The sequence below is a fragment of the Candidatus Hydrogenedentota bacterium genome (assembly GCA_019637335.1).
Classification (GTDB): domain Bacteria; phylum Hydrogenedentota; class Hydrogenedentia; order Hydrogenedentales; family JAEUWI01; genus JAEUWI01.
The window spans coordinates 83,085-108,926 of record JAHBVV010000014.1 but is presented as its reverse complement, the minus strand read 5'-3'; the positions used below and the strand labels follow the sequence as shown (position 1 = coordinate 108,926).

Annotated in this window: 19 protein-coding genes; 10 read left to right on the top strand and 9 right to left on the bottom strand. The window is 63.9% G+C overall.

The genetic code is table 11. The features are described from left to right. Positions 1-176 precede the first annotated feature (176 nt). From dinD to KF886_15750, 3 genes are all read left to right on the top strand, one after another. Positions 177-1,031, top strand: coding sequence for a DNA damage-inducible protein D (gene dinD, locus KF886_15760; GenBank protein ID MBX3178810.1), 855 nt, complete (start codon positions 177-179; stop codon positions 1,029-1,031). Between the two features lie 131 nt (positions 1,032-1,162). Further along, positions 1,163-3,877: an ankyrin repeat domain-containing protein gene (locus tag KF886_15755; protein MBX3178809.1), complete on the top strand. Its 2,715-nt coding sequence runs from the start codon at positions 1,163-1,165 to the stop codon at positions 3,875-3,877. Between the two features lie 269 nt (positions 3,878-4,146). Next, positions 4,147-5,061: a histone deacetylase gene (locus tag KF886_15750; protein MBX3178808.1), complete on the top strand. Its 915-nt coding sequence runs from the start codon at positions 4,147-4,149 to the stop codon at positions 5,059-5,061. Between the two features lie 12 nt (positions 5,062-5,073). Here KF886_15750 and KF886_15745 read toward each other — a convergent pair whose 3' ends face one another. Further along, positions 5,074-5,982: a serine/threonine protein kinase gene (locus tag KF886_15745; GenBank protein ID MBX3178807.1), complete on the bottom strand. Its 909-nt coding sequence runs from the start codon at positions 5,980-5,982 to the stop codon at positions 5,074-5,076. A 199-nt stretch (positions 5,983-6,181) separates the two neighbouring features. Between KF886_15745 and KF886_15740 the strand changes: the two genes are divergently transcribed. Then, positions 6,182-6,991, top strand: coding sequence for a TIGR00730 family Rossman fold protein (locus KF886_15740; GenBank protein ID MBX3178806.1), 810 nt, complete (start codon positions 6,182-6,184; stop codon positions 6,989-6,991). A 9-nt stretch (positions 6,992-7,000) separates the two neighbouring features. On the opposite strand, the gene KF886_15735 is transcribed toward KF886_15740, so the two are convergent. Beyond that, positions 7,001-7,438: a prepilin-type N-terminal cleavage/methylation domain-containing protein gene (locus KF886_15735; protein ID MBX3178805.1), complete on the bottom strand. Its 438-nt coding sequence runs from the start codon at positions 7,436-7,438 to the stop codon at positions 7,001-7,003. A 930-nt stretch (positions 7,439-8,368) separates the two neighbouring features. On the opposite strand from KF886_15735, the gene KF886_15730 reads away from it, so the two are divergent. The 3 genes from KF886_15730 to KF886_15720 all read left to right on the top strand — a co-directional run bounded on the left by KF886_15730 (position 8,369) and on the right by KF886_15720 (position 11,478). After that, the gene (locus KF886_15730) at positions 8,369-9,952 is read left to right on the top strand and encodes a choice-of-anchor D domain-containing protein (protein MBX3178804.1); all 1,584 of its coding nucleotides are present in this window, start codon (positions 8,369-8,371) and stop codon (positions 9,950-9,952) included. Positions 9,953-10,033: 81 nt separating this feature from the next. Then, positions 10,034-10,492 (top strand): DUF1569 domain-containing protein, encoded by a 459-nt coding sequence (locus KF886_15725; GenBank protein ID MBX3178803.1) that lies wholly within the window; start codon positions 10,034-10,036, stop codon positions 10,490-10,492. A gap of 26 nt (positions 10,493-10,518) precedes the next feature. Then, entirely contained in the window at positions 10,519-11,478 is a 960-nt protein-coding gene (locus tag KF886_15720; protein MBX3178802.1) for a hypothetical protein, read from the top strand. Between the two features lie 46 nt (positions 11,479-11,524). Here the strand turns inward: KF886_15720 and KF886_15715 are convergent, their stop codons facing one another. From KF886_15715 to KF886_15690, 6 genes are all read right to left on the bottom strand, one after another. Beyond that, positions 11,525-12,493: a hypothetical protein gene (locus KF886_15715; protein MBX3178801.1), complete on the bottom strand. Its 969-nt coding sequence runs from the start codon at positions 12,491-12,493 to the stop codon at positions 11,525-11,527. 1,065 nt (positions 12,494-13,558) lie between these two features. Then, on the bottom strand, positions 13,559-14,377 hold the full coding sequence (locus KF886_15710) for a sugar phosphate isomerase/epimerase (protein MBX3178800.1): 819 nt from the start codon (positions 14,375-14,377) through the stop codon (positions 13,559-13,561). Between the two features lie 34 nt (positions 14,378-14,411). Next, a complete protein-coding gene (locus KF886_15705) occupies positions 14,412-15,707 on the bottom strand; it encodes a DUF1080 domain-containing protein (protein MBX3178799.1) in 1,296 nt (431 codons plus the stop codon). 360 nt (positions 15,708-16,067) lie between these two features. Further along, complete coding sequence (locus tag KF886_15700) at positions 16,068-17,183, bottom strand: ABC transporter permease (protein MBX3178798.1); 1,116 nt, start codon at positions 17,181-17,183, stop codon at positions 16,068-16,070. After that, on the bottom strand, positions 17,176-18,132 hold the full coding sequence (locus KF886_15695) for an ABC transporter ATP-binding protein (GenBank protein MBX3178797.1): 957 nt from the start codon (positions 18,130-18,132) through the stop codon (positions 17,176-17,178). Before KF886_15695 ends, KF886_15700 begins: the two co-directional genes overlap by 8 nt. After that, positions 18,129-19,112 carry an HlyD family efflux transporter periplasmic adaptor subunit gene (locus tag KF886_15690; GenBank protein ID MBX3178796.1) on the bottom strand — a complete coding sequence of 328 codons (984 nt, stop codon included), beginning with the start codon at positions 19,110-19,112 and terminating at the stop codon, positions 18,129-18,131. The genes KF886_15695 and KF886_15690 overlap by 4 nt, the downstream gene beginning before the upstream one ends. A gap of 1,077 nt (positions 19,113-20,189) precedes the next feature. Between KF886_15690 and KF886_15685 the strand changes: the two genes are divergently transcribed. Then, complete coding sequence (locus tag KF886_15685; GenBank protein MBX3178795.1) at positions 20,190-23,375, top strand: CHASE domain-containing protein; 3,186 nt, start codon at positions 20,190-20,192, stop codon at positions 23,373-23,375. Beyond that, on the top strand, positions 23,372-24,511 hold the full coding sequence (locus KF886_15680) for a hybrid sensor histidine kinase/response regulator (GenBank protein ID MBX3178794.1): 1,140 nt from the start codon (positions 23,372-23,374) through the stop codon (positions 24,509-24,511). The genes KF886_15685 and KF886_15680 overlap by 4 nt, the downstream gene beginning before the upstream one ends. Before the next feature lie 51 nt (positions 24,512-24,562). Here KF886_15680 and KF886_15675 read toward each other — a convergent pair whose 3' ends face one another. Then, positions 24,563-25,189 carry a cyclase family protein gene (locus KF886_15675; GenBank protein MBX3178793.1) on the bottom strand — a complete coding sequence of 209 codons (627 nt, stop codon included), beginning with the start codon at positions 25,187-25,189 and terminating at the stop codon, positions 24,563-24,565. Between KF886_15675 and KF886_15670 the strand changes: the two genes are divergently transcribed. Further along, positions 25,182-25,676, top strand: a complete 495-nt coding sequence (locus KF886_15670) for a DUF4573 domain-containing protein (GenBank protein MBX3178792.1) — start codon at positions 25,182-25,184, stop codon at positions 25,674-25,676. The genes KF886_15675 and KF886_15670 overlap by 8 nt on opposite strands. Positions 25,677-25,842: the final 166 nt, after the last annotated feature.

Here is a 25,842-nt window from a genome sequence, read left to right as displayed (position 1 = left end):
GCGAGCCCTGTTGCCGCTGATGCAGTAATACAGAGTCTAAGAGAATTGAGATTAATGTATCAACCCAGCATCCATGTTTCAGGAAAGCGAGGGTTTACAAACCAGAAAACTGATGTTATATTCAGTGCTGCCAGCCGCGCAAAACTCATCAATCACAATCTTCGGAGGCCACACACATGGACTCAAACGCCATACAACGCATGCAGCAGCAGTTCGACACCATCGCGCACGATGTTCCGGGTGAGGAGGTCGAATTCTGGTTCGCTCGGGAGTTGCAGGAACCGCTCGGGTACACCAAATGGGAGAACTTCTCGTTGGCGATCCGCCGGGCCATAGCGTCCTGTGAGACAGCGGGTTACGCGGTTTCAGACCATTTTCTTGGCGTCAGGAAAATGATCCAAATTGGAAAGGGTGGCCAGCGCGAAGTTGAGGACTTTATGCTGACCCGCTACGCCTGTTATCTCATCGCGCAGAACGGCGACCCGCGGAAGGAGCCCATCGCCTTCGCCCAGAGTTACTTTGCGGTGCAGACGCGAAAGCAGGAGGTGATCGAGGGCCGGATGCGCCTCCAGGCCCGGCTGGAGGCGCGCGACCGGCTTCGTGAATCGGAGAAGGAACTCTCCCGGAACATTTACGAGCGGGGTGTTGATGATGCCGGATTCGGCCGGATTCGATCCAAAGGCGACGAGGCCTTGTTCGGCGGTAACACGACGCTGGCGATGAAGAAACGCTATGGCGTCATAGAATCGCGCCCCCTGGCGGACTTTCTGCCGGCGCTCACGATCGCTGCGAAAAACCTCGCAACGGAGATGACCAACCACAACGTGCGCCAGGCCGATCTCCGCGGTGAACCCGACATCACGCGCGAGCACGTTCAGAATAATCAGAGCGTGCGGGGCATGCTGGGGGAGCGTGGCATCAAGCCCGAAGAACTTCCGCCCGAGGAAGACATCAAAAAGCTCGAGCGCCGTGTAAAGTCGGAGGAAAAGAAACTGGCGAAGCGGGCGGGTAAGCTGCCGGAACCCGAGTAGCGTCTGGCCGCTACCGCTCCAGTTCCCCGCCCTGTTTGCCGCCTTCCGTCCACTGGCGCTATACTGCCCTACCGCCACACGAAACACTCCGGCGCGTTCGCGCGTGCCCAACCCCCACCGGGAACCCCCACATGAAACGAGGCGATTATGTGGCGCTATCCCTGTTCTTCGCGCAGGCGGCGTATGTCTTCCGTCAGGCCCTCCACATTCCGCCCGTTCTGCCGGGGTTGGGGGACGCCTACTTCAATGTCCCGCTCGACTCCCTCAATGCGGCCCTGAGCTCCACCCGCACCCTGGGCTACCCGCTCTTTCACGCCTGGATGGCGCACTACGGCTGGGGGCTGGAATCGTACCCCACCTTCCACATGATGCTGCTGATTCCCTGCGTCCTGGTGTTGTGGTGCGGGCTGCGGGCCTACGGCCTGTCCGGGCTCGCGGCCCTGGCGGCCGTCTCACCCTTGTTTTACGTCGTCCCCGTGGAGGTGGTAATGCCCGAGACGCCCGCGAAGGCCCTGGCAATCGCGGGCATCGGGTTCCTGCTGTGGGCCGCCGGGACCCGACGCGCCGCGGCCTATATCGGACTCGCGCTCACTGTCTTTCTCGCCTACCAGACGCGGCCCGCCTTCCTGTTCCTCGTCGGCTTCCTTCCCGTCTCGTGGTTCTTCCTCTACACGCGGCGCTGGGGCGCGCTCGATCCCGCCAAATGGCTGCGTCACGCCGCCGCGACCGCCGTCGCCTGCGCGTTGCCCCTGTTGCTCTTCAGCCTCCTGCGCCTCATCCTGGTGGGGCATTTCGGGCTGGTCTCCTTCGGCGGACAGAACACCATCGGCATCTCGGTGGAGATGCTGTCGCCCCGGACCATCGCGGCCATCCCCGTGGCCGACCGCCCCCTGGCCCGCGTGCTGTACCGCGCGCGCGAGGCCTGGCCCACGCCGCGCTATGTGACGGAGCGCGGGGTGGCGACCGACTGGCGCGCGACAAGCGAGCAGTACGCGAACAACGTCAACCGCATTGCCCGCAGCATGCAGGCGCAGTTTCCCCTCGCCGGCGCCGCACAGGAGAATATCGCGGTGGACCGCGCCATGAGCCGCCTCAGCCTGAACGTATTTCGCGCGCGCCCGGACCTCTACGGCGCGTGGCTGGTCGCGGCGGCCATCGAGGGCGCCCGCGGGACGGTCGAGCTGCTGCTCGGCGGCCTGGGCGACGCGCGCTACCGCTGGGGTCCTCACGCCTCACTCGCGGGTATCGCGCTGTTGGCCGCGCTTTCGCTCGCCGCCTGGCCGCTGGAGCGCCGCGCCTTCGGAGAAGGCTCGCGGCCACAATTCGCGCGCGCGGCAACCGTCGTGTTCTTCGTCGCGTTCCTGTTCTGGGGCCTCAAGCTCCTGCTGGTCATTCTCGTCGAGCCGCCGCTCCCGCGCTACGTACAGGCCGCCGCCTTCCTGTTGCCCTGCGCTATCGCCGCGCTCTGCTGGGACCGCGCCGTGGTCGTTGCCGCGGGCGCGCTCCACAAGCCCCATTGGTACGGGCAGTGCCTCGCGGACTATCCCCCGATTCCCGATGTCGTCCGTCCGCTGCCCTGGCGCACATGGCTCACCCGCGCAACCGCCCGGCGCAGCGTCCTAATTGGCGCCGCGCTTGCCGCGCTTGCCGCGCTTGCCGCGCTTGCCGCGCTGGCCGCGCTGGCCGCCACCGCGTGGCTCGGGCGCGATGATCGCCTCTTCAGTGCGCTCGCCCACGATTCGGAGGCCGCGCGCGAGCGCCTGCTCGGCGCGCGCCCGCCGCTGCACTGGCGCGATGCGTCCGGCGCCACGCCCCTCCACTATGCCGCGTTGCACGGCGATGCCGCGCTCGTGGATCACCTCATCGCGAAGGGCGCCGATCCCCGCGCAGCCACCGAAGAGGGCGCGGCCCCGATACATTGGGCCGCCCTCGGTTCGGGCGACGCGAAAACAATACAGGCCTTGCTCGCCAGCGGCGCGGATATCGGCGCGCCGGGCCCGATGAGCATGGCCCCGCTCCATCTCGCCGCCCTCTTCGGCAACGCGGCGGCGCTCGATGCCCTGCTCGATGCCGGAGCCGAGCCAGACGCCAGCACACCGGGCCACGTCGCCCCCTTGCACCTGGCGGACAACGCGGCGGTGGCCAAGGTATTGCTCGCGCGAGGCGCGGACGTGGACGTGCGCGACGGCTCGCGGGCGACCCCGTTCCACTGGGCGCACACCCGCGAACTCGCCGAATTCCTGCTCGCGCACGGGGCGGATATCAACGCCCACATGAACTGGCGCTCCGCCGTGCGCCAGGGCACGGCCCTCCACCGCGCGGCGCACCAGGGCGACGCCGATCGCGCGCGCTGGCTGTTGTCGAACGGCGCCGATCCAAACGCCGGCGATATCAATGCGATGTCGCCCCTCTTCTACGCCATCTGGCGCAACGACGCCGCCCTGCTCGAACTGCTGCTCGATCACGGCGCCGATCCGAACCAGCCCGGCCACTGGGTCGAATACCGCCGCGAAAACCCCACCTTTCACTACACCGACATCTTCGGAAAGACCATCGGACGCCACCGCATGCGCGATCGCTTCGCGCGCGCCGTGCCCGACCGCGCCGCCGTGCGCCCGCTCGATTTCGCGGCATTTCTAGGCAACAACGCCCTTATCGATCGGTTGCTCGCACGCGGCGCCGATCCCGGTCGCTTCAACGACAGCGGAATGTCCGCCCTGCACTGGGCCGCCCTCGGCTACCGCGATGCCACGATCCAGCATCTCCGCGCGGCCGATGCGGAACGAATCCTCGAAGCCCCGCCCCGCACCCCCCTCGATCAGTTCCGACAGGCCCTGAACGACTAAAAAACGCGGCGCAGCACGTCTTCATCGCCATCCCACGGTCCCCTCCAACCCCTCGTTCCCACGGTCCACCACCAAGTACTCGTTCCCACGGTCCCCCATGGGAATGCCCACCGTTCCGCTCCCGCGGAACACACTTCCCCAAAACGCCCACCGCCGCGCATCTCGACCCCGTTTATTGCTACGATACACCCTTCGGGGGGCTGAAACAGGGCCAATTTTCCGGCGCGTCTCTTCGCGCGCCGGCGTATACCGGAAAGAACGCGCAGATAATGGCAAAGACCGCTTTTTTTCAATGTGACGAGGCGAAGAAACACGATACCGGCCCGGGACACGTGGAGTCGCCGGCCCGCATGCAGGCCATCCTGCATGCCATGGAGGCCGCCCAACTCAAACCCGACCTGCTCCTCAAAAAAGTCCCCGCCACGCTGGACGACCTCTCCCGCTGCCATTCGCACGAACACATCGGCCTCGTGCAGCGCCACTGCGCCAGCGGTGAAGACTTCCACGACCCCGACACCGTCATGGGCCCGGGCTCGTGGGACGCCGCCCTCCTCGCCGCCGGCGGCGCCATCGAGGCCGCCCGCGCGGTGCTCGCGGGCGAGGCGGACAACGCCTTCGTCGCGATGCGCCCGCCCGGACACCACGCCGAGCGCAACCGCGCGATGGGCTTCTGCCTGTTCAACAATGCCGCAATCGCCGCGCGCTGGCTCCGCGCCGAGGCGGGCGTCAACAAAGTGGCGATATTCGACTGGGACGTGCACCACGGGAACGGCACCCAGCACATCACCTACAACGACGACTCCATTTACTACGCCAGCATCCACGAGTACCCCCTGTACCCCGGCACCGGCCACCCCACGGAACGCGGAAAGAACGACACCAACCTCAACATCACCATGCAGGCGGGTTCGGGACCGGAAGACTGGATTGAGGCGATCGAAAAGGAGGTCCTCCCGGAATTCGCCCGGTTCCAGCCGGACGTCCTGATCATCTCCTGCGGCTTTGACGCGCACCGGCTGGATCCCCTGGCGAACCAGCGGCTCGAATCCGAAACGTTTGGGGAAATGACGCGTCTTGTGAGGCCCGTGGCGGACGGCAAGATCGTGTCGCTGCTGGAAGGGGGGTACCACCTGCAGGGGCTTGGCGAGAGCGCGGCGCACCATTTCCACGCGCTCCAGCGCTGATCCCCGTCCTCGTCAGCGCCCCCGCCGCCAGAAGGCAAGCCGCGCCAGCCAATCCCGCAATCGCTGCCCGATCGTGACCTGTTTCGCCCGCCCCGTCGTCAGCCGGGTCTCCCCGGTTCCACCGCGCGAATGTCGCTTGTAGATTTCCAGGAGCGCGGCCCCTGCGGCGCGTGCGTCGGGGTAGCGGTCGTAGGCGTCCTCCGCCAGCGTGCGCTCGAGAAAGTCGCCGCAACCCTTCGGCATCTTCTTCGCCAGTTCGCGGGGCGAAGCACCCCGAGGCGGCAGCTCGCCCTTCAGCATTTCATAGAGCAGCACCCCCAGGGGGTAGATATCCGCGCGGTAATCCGCCAGCGCCGCGTTCCGGTCCTGCTCCGGCGCGTTATAGTCCGTGCGCCCCAGGCTCGTGCCGATAATCGTCAGCCCCTCGTCGCACTGGTTCTTCCGGGCCAGGCCAAAATCGATAATCTTTATCGTCCCGTCCTTCTTCAGCATGATGTTCTCCGGGGCAATGTCCCGGTGAATGTACCGCTGGTGGATATATTGCAGCCCGCGCGCCGTGAGGTACAGGATGTGCACGGCCGACCCGAAGTCCAGGGGCCGGTGCCGAAACATCCACTCCCGGAGGTTATACCCCTTGATGTACTCCATCGTGTAATAGAGGAGACGCCCGTCCTTCCCGGCGTCGTAAAGGTCAACCACGTTCGGGTGCGACAACGTGCGCAGCACCTCCACCTCGCGCGCAAAACGCGCCACAATCCAGTCGTGGTCCCGGTGCTTGTCATGGAGTATCTTGAGTGCGACGTCTCGGTGCTTGATCGTGTCGTGCGCCAGGTAAACGGCCCCCATGCCCCCATAGCCCAGCACGCGCCCGAGGTCGTACCGGTTGGAGATGCGCTGTCCCTGGCGGTTCTCGAACTTCATCGACCCCCGATGTGTTGCATGCGCGGTTGCAAGGCGTCCTCCGCTCCCGTATTGTGCTGACCATGCCGGGACCGCTACATTAGGGGGCGCCGGACGCCCGCGATGCAACTTTTCGCGCGCCCTGGCCGCCAATGGCCCGTTATCCCGACCGCCTGCAAAGGAGTTTACGTTGTCCAAGCCCGAAAAAGCCTACAAGAACATGGAATTCCTGACGTCGCCCGACGCGCGCAACATCCGCGTGCTCTGCGAATTCGTCGAGCCGAAAAGCCGCTTTCGGCGCTTGCGCGTGAAGGACACCATCGTATTCTTCGGATCCGCGCGAACCCGTTCGCCGGAGGACGCCCAGGCCGAATTGGCCCGCCTCGAAGCCGAGGCCGGCGCCGCGCCCGATCCCGAAATGGACGAGCGCCTCGCGCGGGCACGCCGCGATCTTCGGAACTCGGTCTACTACCGCGACGCGGCCGAGCTGGCCGAACGGCTCACCGCCTGGTCGGAAAGCCTCCCGCGAAAAGGCCACCGATTCGTGATCTGCTCGGGCGGCGGCCCCGGCATTATGGAAGCCGCCAACCGAGGCGCCCACCAGGCCGGCGGGCGCTCCGTCGCCCTCAATATCAGCCTCCCCTTCGAGCAGGCCGGCAACCCCTACCAGACCCCCGAACTCGCCTTCGAGTTCCACTACTTCTTCGTGCGCAAATTCTGGTTCGTCTACCTGGCCAAGGCCCTGATCGTATTCCCGGGCGGCTTCGGCACCATGGACGAACTCTTCGAGGTCCTCACCCTCGTCCAGACGCAAAAAGCCGTCAAAGTCATGCCCATCGTCCTCTACGGAAGCGCCTTCTGGAAGGAAATCATCAACTTCGACGCGCTCGTCGAATGGGGCGTCATCAGCCCGCAGGACGTGCATCTCTTCGAGTTCTGCGACAGCGTCGACGAGGCCTTCGACTACCTCACCACGCGCCTCCAGGAGATCTACCTCGACAAACACGAGGGACCGCCCGCAACCGCGTAGCGCGCACCCCTAATTCGATCCCTGCAACACCGGGCTGTCCGGCCCCGCCTCCTCGCCGACCGCGTACCGCACCGCCCCGCTCGCGTCGATCCGAAACCCGTGCCAGCCCGTCACGTTGTATTCGACCGGCTCGGCGTGCGCCACGAAATTGGTCACCTCGCCCGCTACGCGGTAGCGATAGCCATTGCGCGGCGCGTTCCAGTCGCCACCGGTCAGGTAGGGCGGATTCGCGCTCGTCAGCTGCGCAAAACTCTCCGCGTACACGTAATTCTGCGTGTTGTAGTTGTTCTGCGCGTCCAATATGACCCGCAGACTCGCGACCGCCGCCGCCTCATTCGTCTGAATGCGCGTCCGGATATAATTCGGGAACGCGATCGCCGCGACAATCGCAATAATCTCCACCACGATCAGCAACTCGATTAACGTAAACCCCTGATTTTTTTTCATGGCCTCACTCCTTATCAATTCCTTCACAATCGCACACAGAACTCGATATACAAGAGTCGTGCCAACCAGCATTCCTCCCTAAACCCCTGAATTCACACGCGCCAACGATCGCCCGATTTCCGGCGCCAACGCCCCGAGCGACAAAAAACGTCCCGCATGTACAAAAGTGTCAATCCGCGCCCCAAAGCCCAGCTCCGAAAGCACACACCGCATCATCCCCGCATCCGCCCCGTGCAATCAAAGTCCAAGCATCTGAGAAAATACTTCAGCGGAACGAAGCACCCACCAGTATTAACGCGTGTCTCGGCCAAGGCGAGCATGAGTCGAAAGTTCGCGGACATTGCTGCGAAAAGTAGGATAGCCGTCCCGGCTGTCCAGGCGCCGAAGGCGCAAAAGTAGGATAGCCGTCCCGGCTGTCCACCGCGCCAACGGCGCAAATGTAGGATAGCCGTCCCGGCTGTCCAGGCGCCGAAGGCGCAAAGGATCGCGGACATTCGTGTCCGCGGCAAAGTGAGCCCACCTCCAAAAGGTTCCCCTCACCCCACCAAAAACCACCCCGAAGGGAAAGTGGCACAGCTCCATGACGCGCCGGAGGCGGGCGTCTCGGCTGTGTTCAGCGCCGCAAGGCGCAAATGTAGGATAGCCGTCCCGGCTGTCCAGGCGCCGAAGGCGCAAAGGATCGCGGAAATCCCTGACCCAACGAGACAGGGAACTTACAAGCTTCCCCGGCGACCACCTTCATCCGTTACGCGTATCGCGTCAACACCCGTTCACCCCGCCCGGAAAAGCACATTTGAAAAAATTGTGGTACGATTCCCGTTGGCGTCAACAATCTATCAATGTTCTCTGTGCGAAGACACCGCAACGGCTGGATTCACGGCGGGAGCGGCCAGAGCCCCGGCAAGGGGCAGGGTAGAGAGGAGACGTCGTATGAAAACGATTCATTGGCGGCTTACAAAGGGGTTGCAATGGGGCGCGGCGGCGCTGGCCGCAATGGCGTTGCTCGCGGGCTGCCCGAATGTGGCGAAGGAGGGGAACGCGGGAGAAGCCACGGCCACCCTGGAGGCGACCATTGCGTCCGTTGATTCGCTGGCCGGGGCGTGGGTCACGCTGGAAGCGGTCTACCTCTACCGCGAAACTTCCTACGGAGATCTCGTCCAGGTCCCGCTGTTCGCAGGCCCGCAAATCGCCGACCTGCTGGCGCTCGAATCGGTCGCCCAGCTGTTGGGCTCGCGCGCGCTGGACGCCGGGTACTACACCGGCATGGAGCTCATCTTTTCCGATGCCGCCGTGACGGGGAGCGGGGGAGAGGTGCTCCCCGCCCATATAACGGACGGTGGAATTCGTTTCGTCCCGGTGCAGTTCGAGGTAGAGGCGCAGGATGAGCTCTACCTGCCATTGCTCCTGGTGGACCTCGGAGTGGTCCACTCGGGCGACTCGCTCGCGCTCGATCCCCAATTCGCGCTGGCGGACCGCCTCGCGTCGGGCGTGGCCGCGGCGTCGGGTCTGGTTCAGGCCTTTCGCCCCGGCCCCGGGGCGCTGGTCCTCGAAACCGGAGGTGGCGTGGTGCTGGTGGCCTGCGGGCCGAATACGCGAGTCCTCCCCACCGGCGCGTTGAGCGACCTGCGCCCCGGCGCGCGCGTCGTTGTATCGGGCACTCGGGACACGGCCGGCGTTCTCGTGGCGGAAAGTATCCGTTTCCTCGTTGACGGCCCGACGATCGCGCTGGAGAAACGGGGCCGGGGCGAAAAGGTGCGCGTGTGCCACGGGCCGCTCGGGTCCAGTGGACAGCGGCATGTCATCGAGATCGCGCCGGCGGCCCTGGCGGCGCACCTCGCCCACGGCGATACGCTGGGCGAATGCGAGGATGCGGGTGGCGAAGGCGAGGGCGAGGGCGAGGGCGAGGGTGAAGGTGAAGGTGAAGGCGAGGGCGAGGGCGAGGGTGAAGGCGAAGGCGAAGGCGAAGGCGAAGGTGAGGGCGAAGGTGAAGGTGAAGGTGAAGGTGAAGGTGAAGGCGAGGGCGAAGGTGGGGGAGAGGGTGAAGGCGAAGGTGAAGGTGAAGGCGAAGGCGAAGGTGAAGGTGAGGGCGAAGGCGAAGGAGAGGGCGAAGGCGAGGGCGAGGGTGAGGGCGAGGGTGAAGGCGAGGGTGAAGGCGAGGGCGAGGGCGAAAACCCGGTAGAGCCCGCACCCGATGTCATGGTCAGCCCGGAATCCGCCGACTTCGGAGAATGGCCTGTCAGTGGCGGCGACACGAGCACCATCGCAATCAATATCACGAATGTGGGCGATGCCAATCTGTTGGTGAGCGGAAGGCGGATCGCCGGAACCGATGCGACCCAATTCCGGATCGTGCTCGACACGGGCCAATCCACCGTGCTTCCGGGAAGGAGACGGACCATTGCAATCGTCTTCAATCCGTCCAGCACCGGATTAAAATCGGCGGTGCTCGAAGTCGACACAAACGACCCCGACACGCCAACCGTGCAGGTTCCGTTGAGCGGGACGGGCGTGTAGCCTATACTTCCGGTGTAAACGCGAGGCGGTGTCGCCCGGCGACGCCGCCTCGCGCGCTTTACAAGCAACCGGGAGTGCTACATGGCAAGAATCGACCTCAATCCGGAAACCGCGCCCGAGTTTGTCGCAAGGATCGGGCGCATTCAAGACGGTTCCCAACGCCAGTGGGGAACGCTGTCTCCGGAACGCATGCTTCGCCACCTGCGCCACATGTTCGAAGTCTCGCTCGGCGACCGCCCGGCGGAAAAGGTCTTTGTCCCAGCGCCGGGATTCCTCCTGTGGTACCTCTTCTTCGAGTGGTTCACAAACTGGCCCCGCGGGCGGATCAAGGCGCCGCCCGGCCTCTTTCCGGAGCCCGAGGGCGGCCTCGACGCCGAGCGCGAAGCCTGCCTCGCGGCGCTGCGCCGCTTCGTCGCGGCCCTGGAGGAGCGGCCCGGCGCAACCGGCTACAGCCCCCTACTCGGCCATATCCCGCTCCGGAAATGGGCGCGCGTCCACGGCGTGCACCTGGATCACCACCTCCGCCAGTTCGGCGTCTAACTTACCAACCCGATTGGAGACTACCCATGTATTTCGCCGCAAACCTGCTCGCCCTGGGAGCCGCACTGTCGGCCCCCGCGGAATCCGCCGATCCGCCGGCCTGGAAACATCCCCTCGTCAACCGGGCCAAACTCGAGTCCCCCCTCGTCGAAGTGACGCCCTTCGTGTTTCAGGACAAGTTCTACCTGATGGAAAGCTGGCAGAAACAGTGGGAATACGGCTTCGAAAAACACCAGCAGCTTTTCGAACAGGACGAAGTGCGCATCCGAGACGTGGCGGCCGACCGAATTGTATCCACGCCATTGATCGGACACGGGCTCGCTTTCACCTTCGTGTGGGAGGATCGGGTGTACGTCTTCGGCAGCAACTGGGGTACGGAGAAGAAATGGGAGGTGCGCGAAATCAGTTTGACGCAATCAACCGATCTCAAGAACTGGACCGAACCCCGGGTGGTGCTCCGCGCAAACGAGGACGAGAAATTTTTCAACGTCGCCGTGTGCCGCGGGCCGGAAAAATTCGTGATGCTCGTCGAAACCAACGACCCGCGCTGGCCCGCATTCACCTTCAAGTATTTCACGTCGGACGACCTGGTGAAGTGGGAGCAGGTTCCCGACGCCTACTATGGCGTGGACAAGTACGTCGGCGGGCCCGCCCTCTACCACGAAGGCGGCTACTACTACACGCTCTACCTGCAAAGCCTGGGAGAAAACCGCTACGAGACGCGCATCACCCGCTCCACGGACCTCGTCCAATGGGACGACGCGCCGGAGGGCCGTCCCTTCGTGACCTTCCAGCCGGAAAATAAGGTGCATCCCCTGCGCCCGGACGACATCCGCGAATCGAACGCGTCCGACGCGGAGCTCTGTTACTTCCGCGACCGGACCTACGTGTACTACACCGGCGGAGACCAGCAGTTCTGCGGGGATCTTCAGCGCGCCGAGTTCATGGGCGCGCCGAGGGAACTGCTGGAGTATTTCTTCCGCTGACAAAATGCCGCAAAGGCGATCGCGCCCGCGCCCGCTGTTGCCTTCGCTATTCGCCCGCGCCCGCTCCGCCGTAATAGGCCTTCACGTGCGCCAGGACATCCTCCCGACCTTCCCACGGCTTCACAATCAAACGCGCCTTCATCCCGTACCACCGCCCAACCTCCGGCTGCGGCACAATCAGCTGCACGTCCCACGCCGGGTTCGTGTCCGTACCGTCCGGAGTATTCCCGCCGCCGGATGGCGAGTGTGAAAATCGGATAACCCCGCCGTCACCCGCTTCATACAGGAAGATCAGCACATGGTCGCGGAAACGGCCATAGTAAAAGGGCAGGGCGTAGCGCAAAGGCGACAGGCTCACAAACAAATTCGTAGTGGATTCCGGCCCTTCCATCGGGAGGTCATCGTCCGCCCCGCGCACCGTGCTGTGCAGGCCGTGCCGCTGCGTGCAATACTGCACCCACCGCGGCGCTTCCGGCGTGGATCCCGCCTCCAGGAAATAGATGCTCTTGTCTTCCGGCGCGTTGATGTACGACGCCCAGAATACGCCCAGAAAATCGCCCACCCAGTGGTCCGCGTGCGGTGTGCACCTGAAATCCAGGTCAATATACCCCTCCGGCGTCACCGTGAAGACCGTCTTGCTCTCCACCCGCCAGTACGGCGTCTCCGGCTGGTGCAGCGCGCAACTATCCTCCCCCAGCGCCGTAAACGACATCGGCGCAATGCGCGGCTCGAAAAATACGTTGTTGTCCCGGTTGATATCCGGCCGCATGTCGAAATAATGCTCCAGATTCAGCCCCGCGTAAAACGGAACAAACGGCGACTCCGCCAGTGCCGGGGTCGTCAGGGAATACACCCCGTTATAACGGCTCCGGTGCTCCCCCAGCGCGCTGTTATCGCCAATCACCGCCGTAATCCGGGGCGTTTCGTACCGCTCATAATTCACCCCCCGCACGCCATCCGCCGGTTCCGCCCCAAACACCGACCAAACCGCCGAAACAATCATCAGGGTCTTCATATCGTTCAACCTCCACGTTTCCGGGATAGTAACATTTCGCCCTGCCAAAGTCCGCCGCAGGCGGATTAGGCATCCCTGCCTGCCATTGCGCCAACCCGAGATTTCAGACAACCCACACCCCTGCCATAATACCCCGAAACCGCCAGCACGGGATCGCGGGCATTCCAGCAAGCGGCAACGCCATCTCAATTATCCGACGGCCCCCAACCCATGCCACGCGATGGCGCCCCCGCGCCTACGTGTGCCCGTTGTCACGCACTCCCAACCCTGCCAGTGACACCGCAAACAAGCGGCGCCAGCGGAGGCTGAAAGTCCGCCGCAGGCGGATTAGGCATCCCTGCCTGACCCAACACACGCCACGAACCCGGGCTCTCCATTCGTAGCCAGCCAAAACAACCTCGATGAATGTAGGATAGCCGTCCCGGCTGTCCACCGCGCGAGGGACGCAGACATTCCTGTCTGCGAAGCGCCAAAGGCGCAAAGGATCGCGGACATTCCTGTCCGCGGCAAAGCCCACGTCGGCCACCAACGGGCACGCAGCGCCGTATTCGAGCCGTGCCTGCAAAAAGCAGGCTGAAAGTCCGCCGCAGGCGGAATAGCCGTCCCGGCTGTCCAGGCGCCGAAGTCGCAAAGGATCGCGGACATTCCGCGGCAAAGTGAGCCCGCCTCCAAAAAATTCCCCTGCCCCCACCAAAACCACCTCGAAAAGAAAGTGGCACAGCCGTCCCGGCTGTGTTCAGCGCCGCAAGGCGCAAATGTAGGATAGCCGTCCCGGCTGTCCATCGCGCCAAAGGCGCAAAAGGATCGCGGACATTCGTGTCCGCGGCAAAGTGAGCCCGCCTCCAAAAAATTCCCCTGCCCCCACCAAAACCACCTCGAAAAGAAAGTGGCGCAGGTCCATGACGCGCCGGAGGCGGGCGTCCCGCCTGTGTTCGCGCCAATGGCGCGCCAGGGATCCATACATACCCGCCACCCCCATCGCCAAACCCCTTCAAAACAAAAAAATCGCGCGCCCGGCCATTCCCGGGCGCGCGATCAGATTCGTCCGCATTCAATCAGCGAAAACTACGCCGTCCACACCGCGTCCACCGCCTTCTGCCAGTTCACCATACCCACCGCCATATCCGGCCCCGGATTCTCCGGGCTGTTCTCATATTCGATCATCAGCGGCCCGCCGAAGTTGATGTCCTTCAGCACCTTCGCCACCGCCGTAAGGTCCATGTCGCCATCGCCCAGGATCTGTTCCTCGCCGCCGTGCGTCCAATCCTTCAGGTGCAGCGAGATCACGCGATCGCCCAGCGCCGCCAGCACCTCGTGCGGCTTCTCGCCCGAACGGATACTGTGGCCCGTGTCCACGCACGCCCCGATCATCGGGCTGTGATCCTGGATCGCGTCCAGCACCATCTGCACCTTCCCATAGCGCATGTCGTTCGGGCCATGGTTGTGAATCGCAATCTTGATCTTATATTCCTCCGTCAGCTTGTCCAGGCTGTCGAAGGACTCCGGCAGCGGGTCCGCCGTGAGAATGCCAATGCCCATCGCCTTCGCGAACTCAAACTTCGCGCGGTTCGCCGCCTCGTCCGCCGTGAAGCTCTCCACGCCGTAACACGGCACAACAATGCCCGCGTCCGCGATGAGCTGTTTCACCTCAGCCAGGCCCGCGTGCGCCGGATCGCACGGGAAATGCACCCCGCAGAACTCGATCGCGCTCAGCCCGAGCTTCTTCACCTCGCTGATGACCCCGATCGTGTCGAACTTCCGGAAACTGTAGCTCTGCGATCCCAGCAGGAAGGCCGGTCCCGGCGCCGCCAGTGCGTTGCCCGCCAGCGCGGCCGCCGAAAAGGCCGTCGCCTGACCCAGGAATTGACGTCGTGTACTTGCCATGTCTCGTATTCTCCGTTGTGCCGGCAGCGCCGGATTAAAGCTTCTTCAAGCGCACGTTGCGAAACGCCACGTAGTGATCGTGATCCTGAAGGCCGATAAAACCCTCCCTCAGGCGGTAACGCAACTCTTCCACCGTGTCCATGTCAAAATCGTGGATCACCTGGCCGTTCAGCGTCGCGCGGATCCAGCTTCCATCCAGCTGGATCTCCAGGCTGTTCCATTCCATCGGCGGATTACTCGCATTCACCCGCGGAGCCACCACCTTGTAGATTGCCCCGGTCATGTCATCGCTCACCTCAACCCCCGCGTCGCCATGAATCTGAAACTCCATGCCAATCTTCGATTGCCGCGCGTCACGCGGAGCCCGCAGGAAAACGCCGCTGTTGCCGCCCTCCGTGATCTTGTAGTCCAATCGCAGCACAAAATTGCTGTAGCGGTCTCGCGTCAGGATAACCTTCCCGCCCGGTTCGACAAACTCGAACTCCCCGCGCTCGTTCACGATAAACGAATTCTGCTCGTTCGGAAACCACCACCCGTCAAAGTTCTTCCCGTTGGCCAGCGCAATAAAGCCCTCCGCCCGTTCCGCCTCCGAAAGAACCGAATTGTCCGGCGTCCACGGCTGTTTTTCGGCATCCGTTACCAGCGTCTTCTCCACCGTCTCGTACGAGGCGTCGCTACCGTCCAGCACAAAATGCGTGTCCGTGTCGAAGTGCGCATGCGCCCGGCCCGCCACCAGCGTCGGGCGGCCCGCCGGCGCCGACGGCGTCTCCGACACCACCTTCACATGCCCCGCGTTCGGCGACGCCACCGCCAGGTTCGGAGCCAGTTCCATGAAACGCGCCGCCCACTTGTCCGCGTCCGGGCCGTCAAAGTAATAGAGCGCGCGCCGCTCGTTGGCCAGCGCCTGGGCCGCCGTCTCCACCGCCCGCGCGCTAAACGCCGGATCATGATTCCCGCCCAGCACCCGAACCATCAGCGCCATCCGCTGCTCCTTCGTCCGGTGGCCAAGCAGCCCGATCGTCTCCACAACCTTCGGATCCAGCGCCGTGCCGTCCGCGTTGAAGCCCACCAGGTCCGCGCACGCCGTGTTCCCGCCCACGTACGCAATCCGCGCAAGCACCGGAGCCGTCTTGCCCAGTTCATCGTGCCCCGCCAGCAGATCGGGCGTCATGATGGCCTTCAGCGTAATCGCATGGTTGTCCCGGGTAAGATGCCCGTTCTGAATATGGATGTCCTCCTTGCCGACACCCGCGCAGGCCGGCGCGATCAAGACGCACCACGCCGCCAGCAAGGCGGTAAGCCCGCGAGAAATGGAAAGTTCGGATTGCATAACTCAATTCCTTCCAGGTCAATTTCAAAGAAACCCATACTCTAACAAAAAGCCGCGCCGCGAACACAACCCACCCCGGCGTCCCAATCCACCAGCAAACGCCAACACAGGATCGCGGGCATTCCTGCCCGCGGCAACGACCGCCCCCGTCCCCACGGTGCCCCAATCCCGTTCATCCACCCACAACCCCCAACCGCGCCACGCGATTCCGCCGCCAAGGGACGTACCGCCGCACAGCAGCCAAACCCCACCCGGCAAGCCACCCGTCCAACCCAACACCCACACCTCGGCCGCAATACCCGAAACGCGGGGGTAAGTCCCGGACCGAGTCCACCACGCCATCCCACCACCAACCCCCCCTCACCCCAGATGCTTCTGAAAACGCAGCGTCGCAAGCCCCAGCACAAACACCCCCATCCCCGCCAGCACCGCGCCGTTCAACCACAGATCCGCGAACCCCGTGTCCCGCAGGATGATCCCCCGCAGAATCTCAATGAACCACGTCGCCGGCACCGCCTGCCCGATGAGATAAATGATATGGGGCATCGCTTCCTGCGGAAAGATAAAGCCCGAAAGCAGCACCGACGGCAGAATAATCAGAAACGCCACCTGCAGCGCCTGCATCTGGTTCGCCGCGACCGTCGATATCAACAGCCCCAGCCCCAGCGCCGTAAACAGAAAGACCAGCGTGAAGCCCGCCAGCAGCAACACGCTCCCCGCAATCGGCACCTGAAAGAGAAAGCGCATCAGCAGCACCACCGAGATGGTCTCAATAATTCCCACCGCCCCATAGGGAAGGAGCTTACCCAGAATGAGCCCCAGCCGGGACACCGGCGTCACCATGAGCTGCTCCAGCGTCCCGCTTTCCTTCTCCCGCACAATCGCAAACGCCGTCAGCAACATCGTAATGATCTGCAGGATAATCCCCACCAGCCCCGGTACCATGAAATTCGCCGTCCGCATGTCCGGATTAAACAGCACCCGCGGACGTGACTCAATCGCGGGCGCGCCGTTAGCCCCCAACTCGCGCGCAAGCTCCGCCACCGACGCGCGCAGCACCACCGCATTGCTCACGTTCAACGCCTGCATCGCCACCGTCGAATCGCTCCCGTCAATCAGCACCTGCACCGCCGTTTCCTCGCCCGCCAGCAACCGATCGCTATAGTCCCGCGGAATCTTCAATCCCACCTTCGCCTCGCCCCGGATGATCGCCGCCTCAACCTCTTCCGCCGTAGCCGCATGCCGGCGAATGTCGAAATACCCCGTATTCACAAAACGCTCGATCAGCGCCCGGCTGTCCGCGCGCCCGTCCAGGTTAAACACCACCGTCGGAATGTTCTTGATGTCCGTGTTGATCGCGTAGCCAAAAACCGTCAGCTGCAGCGCCGGCACCAGCAGCATCAGGAAAAGCGTGCGCGGATCCCGCAGAATATGCTTCGACTCCTTGTAGATCACCGCCGAAAGCCCCCTAAACATGGCCGGACTCCCGTTCCCGCGCGCGCGTCCGCGTGAGCGTCACGAAAACATCCTCCAGCGTGGCCGGGATCGCGCGAACCTGCGCCGCCCCGAAACCAGCCCCCGCCAGATCCCGCGCAAGCGCATCGCCCACCCCGTGTTCGGCCAGCACATGCAGCGCGTCCCCAAAGGCCGTCGCGTCCCGCACATAACTGAACGAGTTCAAGGTCCGCATCGCGCGAAGCGCCCCCGACACCCGGACCTCATACCGCCCGCAGCCCGGCGGCGTGACATCGGGAAGCGATTTCAGTTCCCCGGGCGTGCCATACGCCACCAGCTGCGCATAGTAAATATACCCCAGGTGGCTGCACCGCTCCGCCTCGTCCATATAGTGCGTCGTCACGAAAAACGTCACCCCGGCGCCCGCCAGGTCAAACAACAGATCCCAGAGATCCCGCCGCGCCACGGGATCGATTCCCGCCGTCGGCTCGTCCAGAAACAGCAATCGCGGGCGATGCACCAGCGCGCAGGCCAGCGCCAGCCGCTGCTTCCACCCCCCGGAGAGCCGCGAAGCCAGCCGATGCCGGTACGCCCCAATGTCCGTGGTCGCAATCACCTCCTCGATCCGATCCCGGCGCTCCCGCCGGGGGATGCCATAGATCCCCGCGTAGAACGTCAGGTTCTCCAGCACGGTCAGATCGCTGTACAGGCTGAACTGTTGCGACATGTACCCGATCTCGCGCTTGATCGCCTCGCTCTCCCGCACGACATCATGCCCCAGCACCGTGCCCGATCCGCCCGTCGGGCGCAGCAGCCCACACAGCATCCGGATCAGCGTCGTCTTCCCCGATCCGTTCGGCCCGAGAAACCCGAAGATGTCCCCCTCCACAATCTCCAGGCTCACGCCGTCCACCGCCGTGAACGCGCCGAAGCGCCGGGTCAGTGCCTCGGCCTGAACCACCGGCTTCATCGCGCCCCGCCGTTCGCGCGCGGCAAGTGCGCCGTCACCGACATGCCCGGACGCAGCCGTCCGCCCGCCGGATCCAGCGCTGCCTTCACACCGAAGACCTGTTGCACCCGCTCCTCTTCCGTCTGAAGATTGCGCGGCGTAAACTCCCCCTCGGAGGCGATCTGTACGATGGTCCCGGTAAAACGCTCCCCCCCAAACGCGTCCGCCGTAAAATCCACCTGTTGCTGGAGTTGCAGGTGGCCAAGCAGCGCCGCGCCCACGTAGATCGTCACCTCCAGGCGCGCCGGGTCCACCAGCCCCACCAGCGGGCCCGGCCGCACAATATCCCCCGGCAACACATCCAGCGACTCCACCACACCGTCCATCGGGGCCACGATCATCATCTCCTCCAGCTGCGCCCGCGCGCGCGCCACCTCCGCCAGGGCCGCGTCCCGCCCCGCAACCGCCGCCGCGATATCCTCGTCGCGCGCCCCCCGAAGCACCTCCGCCAACGCGGCCTCGGCCTGGGCCAGGTGCGCGCGCGCCGCCGCGATCTCCTCGTCCCGCGCCCCGGCAATCACCAGGTCCCGCTGCTCGCTCGCCGCACGGTAACGCGCCTCCGCCGCATCCCGCGCCGCCCGCGCCTGGTCCAGCTGCCGCGCCGAAGCCACCCCCTGATCATACAGGTTATGAATGCGTTCAAATTCCTGCCGCGACACCGTCCGCTCCGCCAGCGCCGTCGACACCCCCGCCGCCGCCGTTTGAATCTCCTCGTCGCGCGCCCCGTTCAGCGCCTGCGTAAGCTGCGCCGCCGCCGCATCCACCGCGGCCCGCGCCTGATCTCGCTGTTCCGTCGTCGCGCCGTTCCGCAATTTGGCCAGGCCCGCCTCCCGAAGCGCCAGCTGCGCCTCCGCCGCCGCCAGCGCCGCGCGGGGCTCGGCATCGTCCAGGCGCACCAGGATCGCCCCAGCCGCCACCGAGTCGCCTTCGCGTGCGAGCACTTCCGAAACCCGCCCGCCTATACGCGATCCCGCCGCCACATCCCGCGCTTCAATCTCCCCCGATACCCGTACAACGCCATGGCCCGTCCCCTCACACCCACACAGGAGAAGTGCGGTCGCCACAAGGCAGGGGAGGGAGGACCGGAACACGCGGCGCGGTGAAAGAAAAGTCGAGCACTGGGCGGCGCGGACCGCCCCGCCCCGGATTCGAATTCCGCGCGAACCGCCGATGTACATGGGCCTTCGATCTACCGGTGATGCTTCCGGACCCCTCCATCCTACCCCGAATTCAGTTGGCGCGCAATCCCCAACCCAAGCCTCAAAGCGCGGCCGGAAGCCCCACAAACGCCCGGCAAGGCGCCCCGTCCGCCCCGTGCAGCGGCATCGGCAACACCGTAAACGGATGATCGCCCGCCGGCACATCCCGAATTTGGACGGTGCGCGATACCGCTCCGGCAGCTGCCTGGCCCTGAGATTTCCCGCGCATTGACAAGTGTTCCGTTTTGGTGTAATCTGTGAACTGTCGGATCAAACCAATGTGGAATCGCGTTGGTACGGGAAGCGCGTGTGTATCTCGACAACGCACGATGGCGGATTTGGGGAGGGGTTAGATGGAATTCCGATGGCGGAGTCTATCGGGAAGAATGTCCATGTTATATCCGGTGGTGGCGGAAAGGCGTTAGGCGGCTCGTGCGATACCATGGGGCGTGGCGCGAGTTTGCGATAGAAGTAGTATTTAGGTATCACTTTAGCCGAACGAAGTGCTGTGGCCAAACCAAAGCGACTTGCTCAACAAAGGCTACGTGCAACTATGGAGCGCCGGCGGCCCGCCGGCAGATTGCGCCGCAGGCGCAATACGGCTAGAGAGCGCCGGCTCCATTGGTTAAGAACACATGCCGTTCCGCACTTCAGACCGCTTAAGTGTTGCGTATCTAGAATCTTAGCGGGTAGTACGGACATCACCTGGGACTGTTTTTTCGCATGGCGACTTCTGCGGATATACATACTGGGCGCCGTTTCTTAAAGAGGGTGCTGCCATATCTGGTGTTGGCCGGGTTGCTCCTGGCAACGGCCTGGTTGCAACGTGCCTGGACCCAGGCGGAGTCGGAGCAAATCCGGAGTCGCTATGAAGAGTACTGCGAGGATATCACCCGGCGCATTGCGGAGCGCTTGCACGACTACCGCATGATCCTGCAAGGCGGGGCGGGGGTGTACGCGGCCTCGGAGGATGTCACTCGGGAGGAGTGGCGCGCCTACGCGGCGTATCAGTCGGTCCAGGAATCCTATCCCGGAATTCAGGCGGTGGGATTCCTGGAATACGTTCCGGCGTCCCAACTGGCACAGCATACGGAAACCGTGCGAGCGGCGGGATTTCCCGACTACGCGGTCTGGCCTCCGGGCGAACGGGAAGATTATGCGCCGTTTGTATACCTGGAGCCCTTTGACGAGCAAAACCGCCGCGCTTTCGGCTACGACGCCTACTCCGATCCCGTGCGCCGCGCCGCCATGGAACGCGCCCGGGACACGGGCGCGGTGTCCCTCTCCGGCGCGGTCCGGCTGGTCCAGGCGTCCGAGGACGACGATCAGCCCGGCCTCCTGATGCTGGCGCCCATATACGCGAACGGCGTTCCGTCCGGTGACGTACAGTTGCGGATGGACAACCTCGAGGGTTTCGTGTTTGTCTCGTTCCGCATGCACGACCTGATGGCGGTGCTCTTTCCGGAGCGTTCGCCCCACGTACTTATTGACGTGTATGACGGTGACCGGGCGGAGCCCGGCGCATTAATCTACTCCCGAACCGGCGCCGCGGCGGCGGACTACGGATCGGCCCTGAACTCCCAAGCGACACTTGACCTCTACGGCCACCAATGGACGCTGTCGTTTCGGGCCGCGCCCGAGTTTGAAGCGGGCGCCCACCCCTGGTTTCCCTGGGCGATTTGGTTCGCGGGGCTTGCCCTGGGCCTCCTGTCATTCCTCCTGATTCGGGCGCAGGAGAACACCATCGTGCGGGCTCGGCGTCTGGCCGTCACGCTGACGGCGTCGTTGCGTGAGAGCGAGGCGAAGCTGCGGCAGATAACCGACAATATCTCCGATGTGGTCTTTACAGCGGATCTGGGCTGGCGCACGGCCTACGTGAGCCCCTCGGTCGAACGCGTGTTCGGCGATCCGGTTGATGTATACCTGCGCAAGGGGATGGCCGACCGATTTCCACCGGCCTCCCGGGCGAGGATCGAGGCCATTTGCCGGGAAGAGCTGGAGAAAGACGTCGCGGACGGGGCCGGGCAATCTTTTATCATCGAGGCCGAGCATTACCGGGCCGGCGGGGAAACCGCCGATATTTCCATGCACCTTTCATTCATCCGGAATAGCGAGGGGAAGGCCGTCGGGATACAGGGCGTGGCGCGCGATGTCACAAGTCACAAGCGGGCGGAAAGACAGTTGGCGGCCAGCCAGAAACGTTTCCTTTATGCCTTCGAATACGCCCCGATAGGGATGGCCCTCGTCGCGCCGGACGGGCAATGGCTCAAGGTAAACTATGCCACGTGCGCGATCATGGGCTATTCGCAAGACGAACTTCTCGCCATGACCTTTCAAGATATCACCCACCCGGAAGACCTGCAAGCCGATCTCGACAACGTGCGCCGGGTGCTTGCGGGCGAGAAGAATTCCTATCAGATGGAGAAGCGCTATCTGAGAAAATCCGGGGAAGCGATCTGGTGCCTCCTGAGCGCGTCGCTGGTCCGGGTGGAGGGCGATGAAGAAGTGTACTTCGTATCCCAGATCCTGGATATTACCGATCGCAAGGCGCTCGAACACGAGCGCGCCGCCCGGCACGCGGTCGAAGAGGCCAATCGCGCCAAGAGCGCATTCGTCGCCAACATGAGCCACGAGATTCGGACGCCGCTGAATGCCATTTTGGGTTTCGCACAGGTGTTGGAGCGGGATGGCTCACTCACGGCGCGGCAGGCCGAACAGGTCCACACGATCACCCGCAGCGGACGCCATCTCCTGGGGCTGATCAATGACATTCTGGACATGTCCCGAATCGAATCCGGGAAGCTCGGGCTACACCCGACGAACTTCAATCTCCACGAGTTGCTCAACGACCTGGAAATGATGGTGCGGTCGCGCGCGGAGGCCAAGGGCCTGCACATCATCGTGGAACGGCGGGAGAGCGTGCCCGAGTACGTCGCGGCAGACGATGCGAAATTGCGGCAAGTCCTCATCAACTTGATGGGCAACGCCGTGAAATTTACCAAAGAGGGCGGCGTCGCTCTGCGGGCGCGCGCCGATGCGATCGCGGACGGCCCCGCGGACGGGCCCGCGTATATGCGGCTCGTCGTGGAGGTCGAGGATACCGGGCCGGGAATCCCCGAAGAGGATAGGGAACACATATTTCAGGCATTTCGCCAGTCAGATGCCGGCGTCGACTCGGGCGGAACGGGGCTGGGGCTGGCCATCAGCAAACGCCTGACCGAAATGATGGGCGGGCAACTGACCGTCGAAAGCCGAGTGGGCGAAGGCTCTTGCTTCCGGGTTTGTGTCCCCGTAACGCCCGTCGATGGCCTCGAAGACGTATCCATACCAGCGTCCCTGGTCGTCGTCGGCCTGGAGGCCGATTCTGGCGGGCCGTATCGAATCCTGGTTGTCGACGACAACAAAAGTAACCGCGACTTGCTGCGCGCTATCCTGGAGCCCGTCGGCTTCGTCATTGAAGAGGCCGCAAACGGATCCGAGGCGCTGGATCTCGTGGAACGCTGGGAACCCCATATCGTGCTGATGGACTTGCGGATGCCCGCGATGGACGGCTACGAAGCCACCCGCCGCATCAAGAGCAACCCCCGGGCGCGGGCTACCCCGGTAATTGCCGTGACGGCCAGCGCTTTCGAGGACGATGAACGGGCCGTGCTGGCGAGCGGGGTGGACGGTTACGTGCGCAAGCCCTATCGCCCCCAGACCATCTTTGAGGTGCTCGGAAAACACCTGGGGCTCCGCTATGTCTACAAAGAAGTGCCCGCGGCCCGGCCGGGCAAATCCATGAGCGGCCACATCACAGCCGATGATCTGGCCGGCGTTCCCGAGGCCCTGTTGGACGCCATGCGGCAAGCCGTGGCGGCGGGCGACATGGGGAGGCTCAAGGGACTCGTCGCCGGGGCAACGGGATTGGACGATGCGGTGGCGGGCGCCTTGAACGCCATCGCCGGGGAGTACGACTATGACAGGCTCGGCGAGGTGCTGGGCATGGGTGGGAACCTATCATGACAACAGCCGAAAACGCGCTTCCGACGATCATGCTCGTGGACGATACACCGGCGAACCTCAGCCTGTTGGAGGAAATTCTTCGCGGGCGGGGCTACCGCGTCGTCGCCTTCCCCCGCGGCGCCATGGCCCTGCGCGCGGCCGCCGCCAACCCGCCGGACCTCATTCTCCTGGATATCATGATGCCCGAGATGGATGGCTTCGAGGTGTGCCGCCGGCTCAAGGCCGACGAGCGGCTCGGAGAGACCCCGGTAATCTTTATCAGCGCCCTGGACGACACGGCGAACATGCTCCGGGCCTTCAATTCGGGCGGCGTGGACTACGTAAGCAAACCCTTCCAGGAGTCCGAAGTGCTGGCGCGGGTCGCGGCCCATCTCCGTCTACGCCAGCAGCAGCTGGAAATTGAGGCGCAGAGGCGGCGGGCGCAAGAGAGCTACGAGCGTCTGTGCGATCTCGAGTCGCAGCGAGATCAACTCGTTCACATGATCGTCCACGATATGCGCTCCCCCCTGATGGGCATCCTTGGGTATGCGGAAATCATCGAAATGGAGCTGCGGCAGGCCGGCAACGGGGACTTGCTTGAAATGGCGGGCCATCTTCGCGCTTCGGGCGCCCAATTGAACGAGATGGTGTCAACGCTGCTCGACGTAAGCCGCCTGGAAGCTGGTGCGATGCCCGTGAACAAGCGTCAATGCGACCTGGGTAAGCTTATCGCGGACGCGTTGGATGCCCTCAAGGCATACTCCAGAGAGGCCCGGATCGAATTCCATCCGCCGAATGCGCCCGTAGCCGCCATCTGCGATCCGGACCTTACCCGGCGGATCCTGCAGAACCTCGTCGCGAATGCGCTGAAGTTTGGCGGGGCGAAGAGCGTCGTGTGTGTCGACCTCTCGGTCACGGAAAGCGGCGTTGTCGTCGCCGTAAGTGATACGGGTGACGGTATCCCGTTGGAGTATCAAGCGCGTGTCTTCGATAAATTCGCGCAGGCGCCGGGTGGCGGGAGCGGAAAGGCGTACTCCACGGGCCTGGGATTGACTTTCTGCAAGCTGGCCGTGGAGGCGCAAGGGGGCGAGATTGGACTGAAGAGCGAAATCGGTCGGGGAAGCACCTTCCAGTTTAACATTCCATCATCAATGTAATCGGCTGGCGATACGGCGGGGCCGGGTTCCCCTTTCACGGCCGCGCACCCATCACATCGCAAGCCCCACAAACGCCCGGCAAGGCGCCCCGTCCGCCCCGTGCAGCGGCATCGGCAACACCGTAAACGGATGATCGCCCGCCGGCACATCCCGGAGGCACAGGCCCTCCACGATAAATACCTCGTTCCGCAGCAGAATATGGTGCGTCGGAGCCGCATCCTTGTACGCCGCCACCGACAGGTAGTCCACCCCCACCAGGCGCACGCCCTCGTCCACCATCCGCTGCGCCGCGTCCGGAGCCACCGCCACAAAATCGGTCTTGAACGGCCCATTCACGGGATAATCGCTGTTCCGCGTCTTCAGCAGAATGCGCGGCGGCAAAGGCGCGGGACCTAGGTCATCCGCGCGCACCAGATCCACATCCAGCAACTCGATGACCCGCGCCACGCCAAAAAACACCTGGAAATCCACCTCGTGCAGCTTCTTCCCATCGTCCTCAAAGTGCCACGGCGCATCGCAATGCGTCCCGCAATGGCTCGGTACCGTCAGCGACGACGTATTGCAGCTCGCCCCCTCCGCAATCCGGCTCGCCGCCTCAAAACGAACCGGATCGTCCCCCGGCCACACCGTCGTCCCCGCATGAATCGGTATGCTCACATCCCGCCAGTAGATTTCCATCAAACACGCTCCAATCCATCACGGCCGGCGCCGATTTGCCCGCCCATTTTCCCCGATTCTACCGCCCGCCTACCCCGTCCACCAAGTCCACCCCGTCCACGGGCCTGCCCGCCGAAGGCGGGTCCACGCCGTCGACAGGCCTGCCCGCCGAAGGCGGGTCCACCCAGTCCACCCTGTCCACCCAGTCCACCCAGTCCACCCAGTCCACCCAGTCCACCCAGTCCACCCTGTCCACCCTGTCCACCCTGTCCACCCTGTCCACCCAGTCCACCCAGTCCACCCAGTCCACCCAGTCCACCCAGTCCACCCTGTCCACCCTGTCCACCCTGTCCACCCTGTCCACCCTGTCCACCCTGTCCACCCTGTCCACCCTGTCCACCCTGTCCACCCTGTCCATTTTTTGCTGCGCTGCTTCAGCCGCCGCCACGGAAACGCCGATCATCCACCCAGTCTATTGCATAATCTGAAAGAAACTATAAATATTTGATGTTTATATTGGCAATTCCATATTTGCTGGGTATACTTTGAAGGCATTGGGCCCAGCGATCACAGTAAATACATGACAAATTCGTATGCTCCTCGAAATATTCGTGATTTTTTTGCTTTTTTTCTTGCCAGAATGATTCGTCCTCCTGTACACTTGAACACTTCTG

Bases quoted from the DNA above. Each gene is read 5' to 3' on its own strand.
- dinD (MBX3178810.1), top strand. From the start codon at position 177: ATGGACTCAAACGCCATACAACGCATGCAGCAGCAGTTCGACACCATC.
- KF886_15755 (MBX3178809.1), top strand. From the start codon at position 1,163: ATGAAACGAGGCGATTATGTGGCGCTATCCCTGTTCTTCGCGCAGGCG.
- KF886_15750 (MBX3178808.1), top strand. From the start codon at position 4,147: ATGGCAAAGACCGCTTTTTTTCAATGTGACGAGGCGAAGAAACACGAT.
- KF886_15745 (MBX3178807.1), bottom strand. From the start codon at position 5,982: ATGAAGTTCGAGAACCGCCAGGGACAGCGCATCTCCAACCGGTACGAC.
- KF886_15740 (MBX3178806.1), top strand. From the start codon at position 6,182: ATGGAATTCCTGACGTCGCCCGACGCGCGCAACATCCGCGTGCTCTGC.
- KF886_15735 (MBX3178805.1), bottom strand. From the start codon at position 7,438: ATGAAAAAAAATCAGGGGTTTACGTTAATCGAGTTGCTGATCGTGGTG.
- KF886_15730 (MBX3178804.1), top strand. From the start codon at position 8,369: ATGAAAACGATTCATTGGCGGCTTACAAAGGGGTTGCAATGGGGCGCG.
- KF886_15725 (MBX3178803.1), top strand. From the start codon at position 10,034: ATGGCAAGAATCGACCTCAATCCGGAAACCGCGCCCGAGTTTGTCGCA.
- KF886_15720 (MBX3178802.1), top strand. From the start codon at position 10,519: ATGTATTTCGCCGCAAACCTGCTCGCCCTGGGAGCCGCACTGTCGGCC.
- KF886_15715 (MBX3178801.1), bottom strand. From the start codon at position 12,493: ATGAAGACCCTGATGATTGTTTCGGCGGTTTGGTCGGTGTTTGGGGCG.
- KF886_15710 (MBX3178800.1), bottom strand. From the start codon at position 14,377: ATGGCAAGTACACGACGTCAATTCCTGGGTCAGGCGACGGCCTTTTCG.
- KF886_15705 (MBX3178799.1), bottom strand. From the start codon at position 15,707: ATGCAATCCGAACTTTCCATTTCTCGCGGGCTTACCGCCTTGCTGGCG.
- KF886_15700 (MBX3178798.1), bottom strand. From the start codon at position 17,183: ATGTTTAGGGGGCTTTCGGCGGTGATCTACAAGGAGTCGAAGCATATT.
- KF886_15695 (MBX3178797.1), bottom strand. From the start codon at position 18,132: ATGAAGCCGGTGGTTCAGGCCGAGGCACTGACCCGGCGCTTCGGCGCG.
- KF886_15680 (MBX3178794.1), top strand. From the start codon at position 23,372: ATGACAACAGCCGAAAACGCGCTTCCGACGATCATGCTCGTGGACGAT.
- KF886_15675 (MBX3178793.1), bottom strand. From the start codon at position 25,189: ATGGAAATCTACTGGCGGGATGTGAGCATACCGATTCATGCGGGGACG.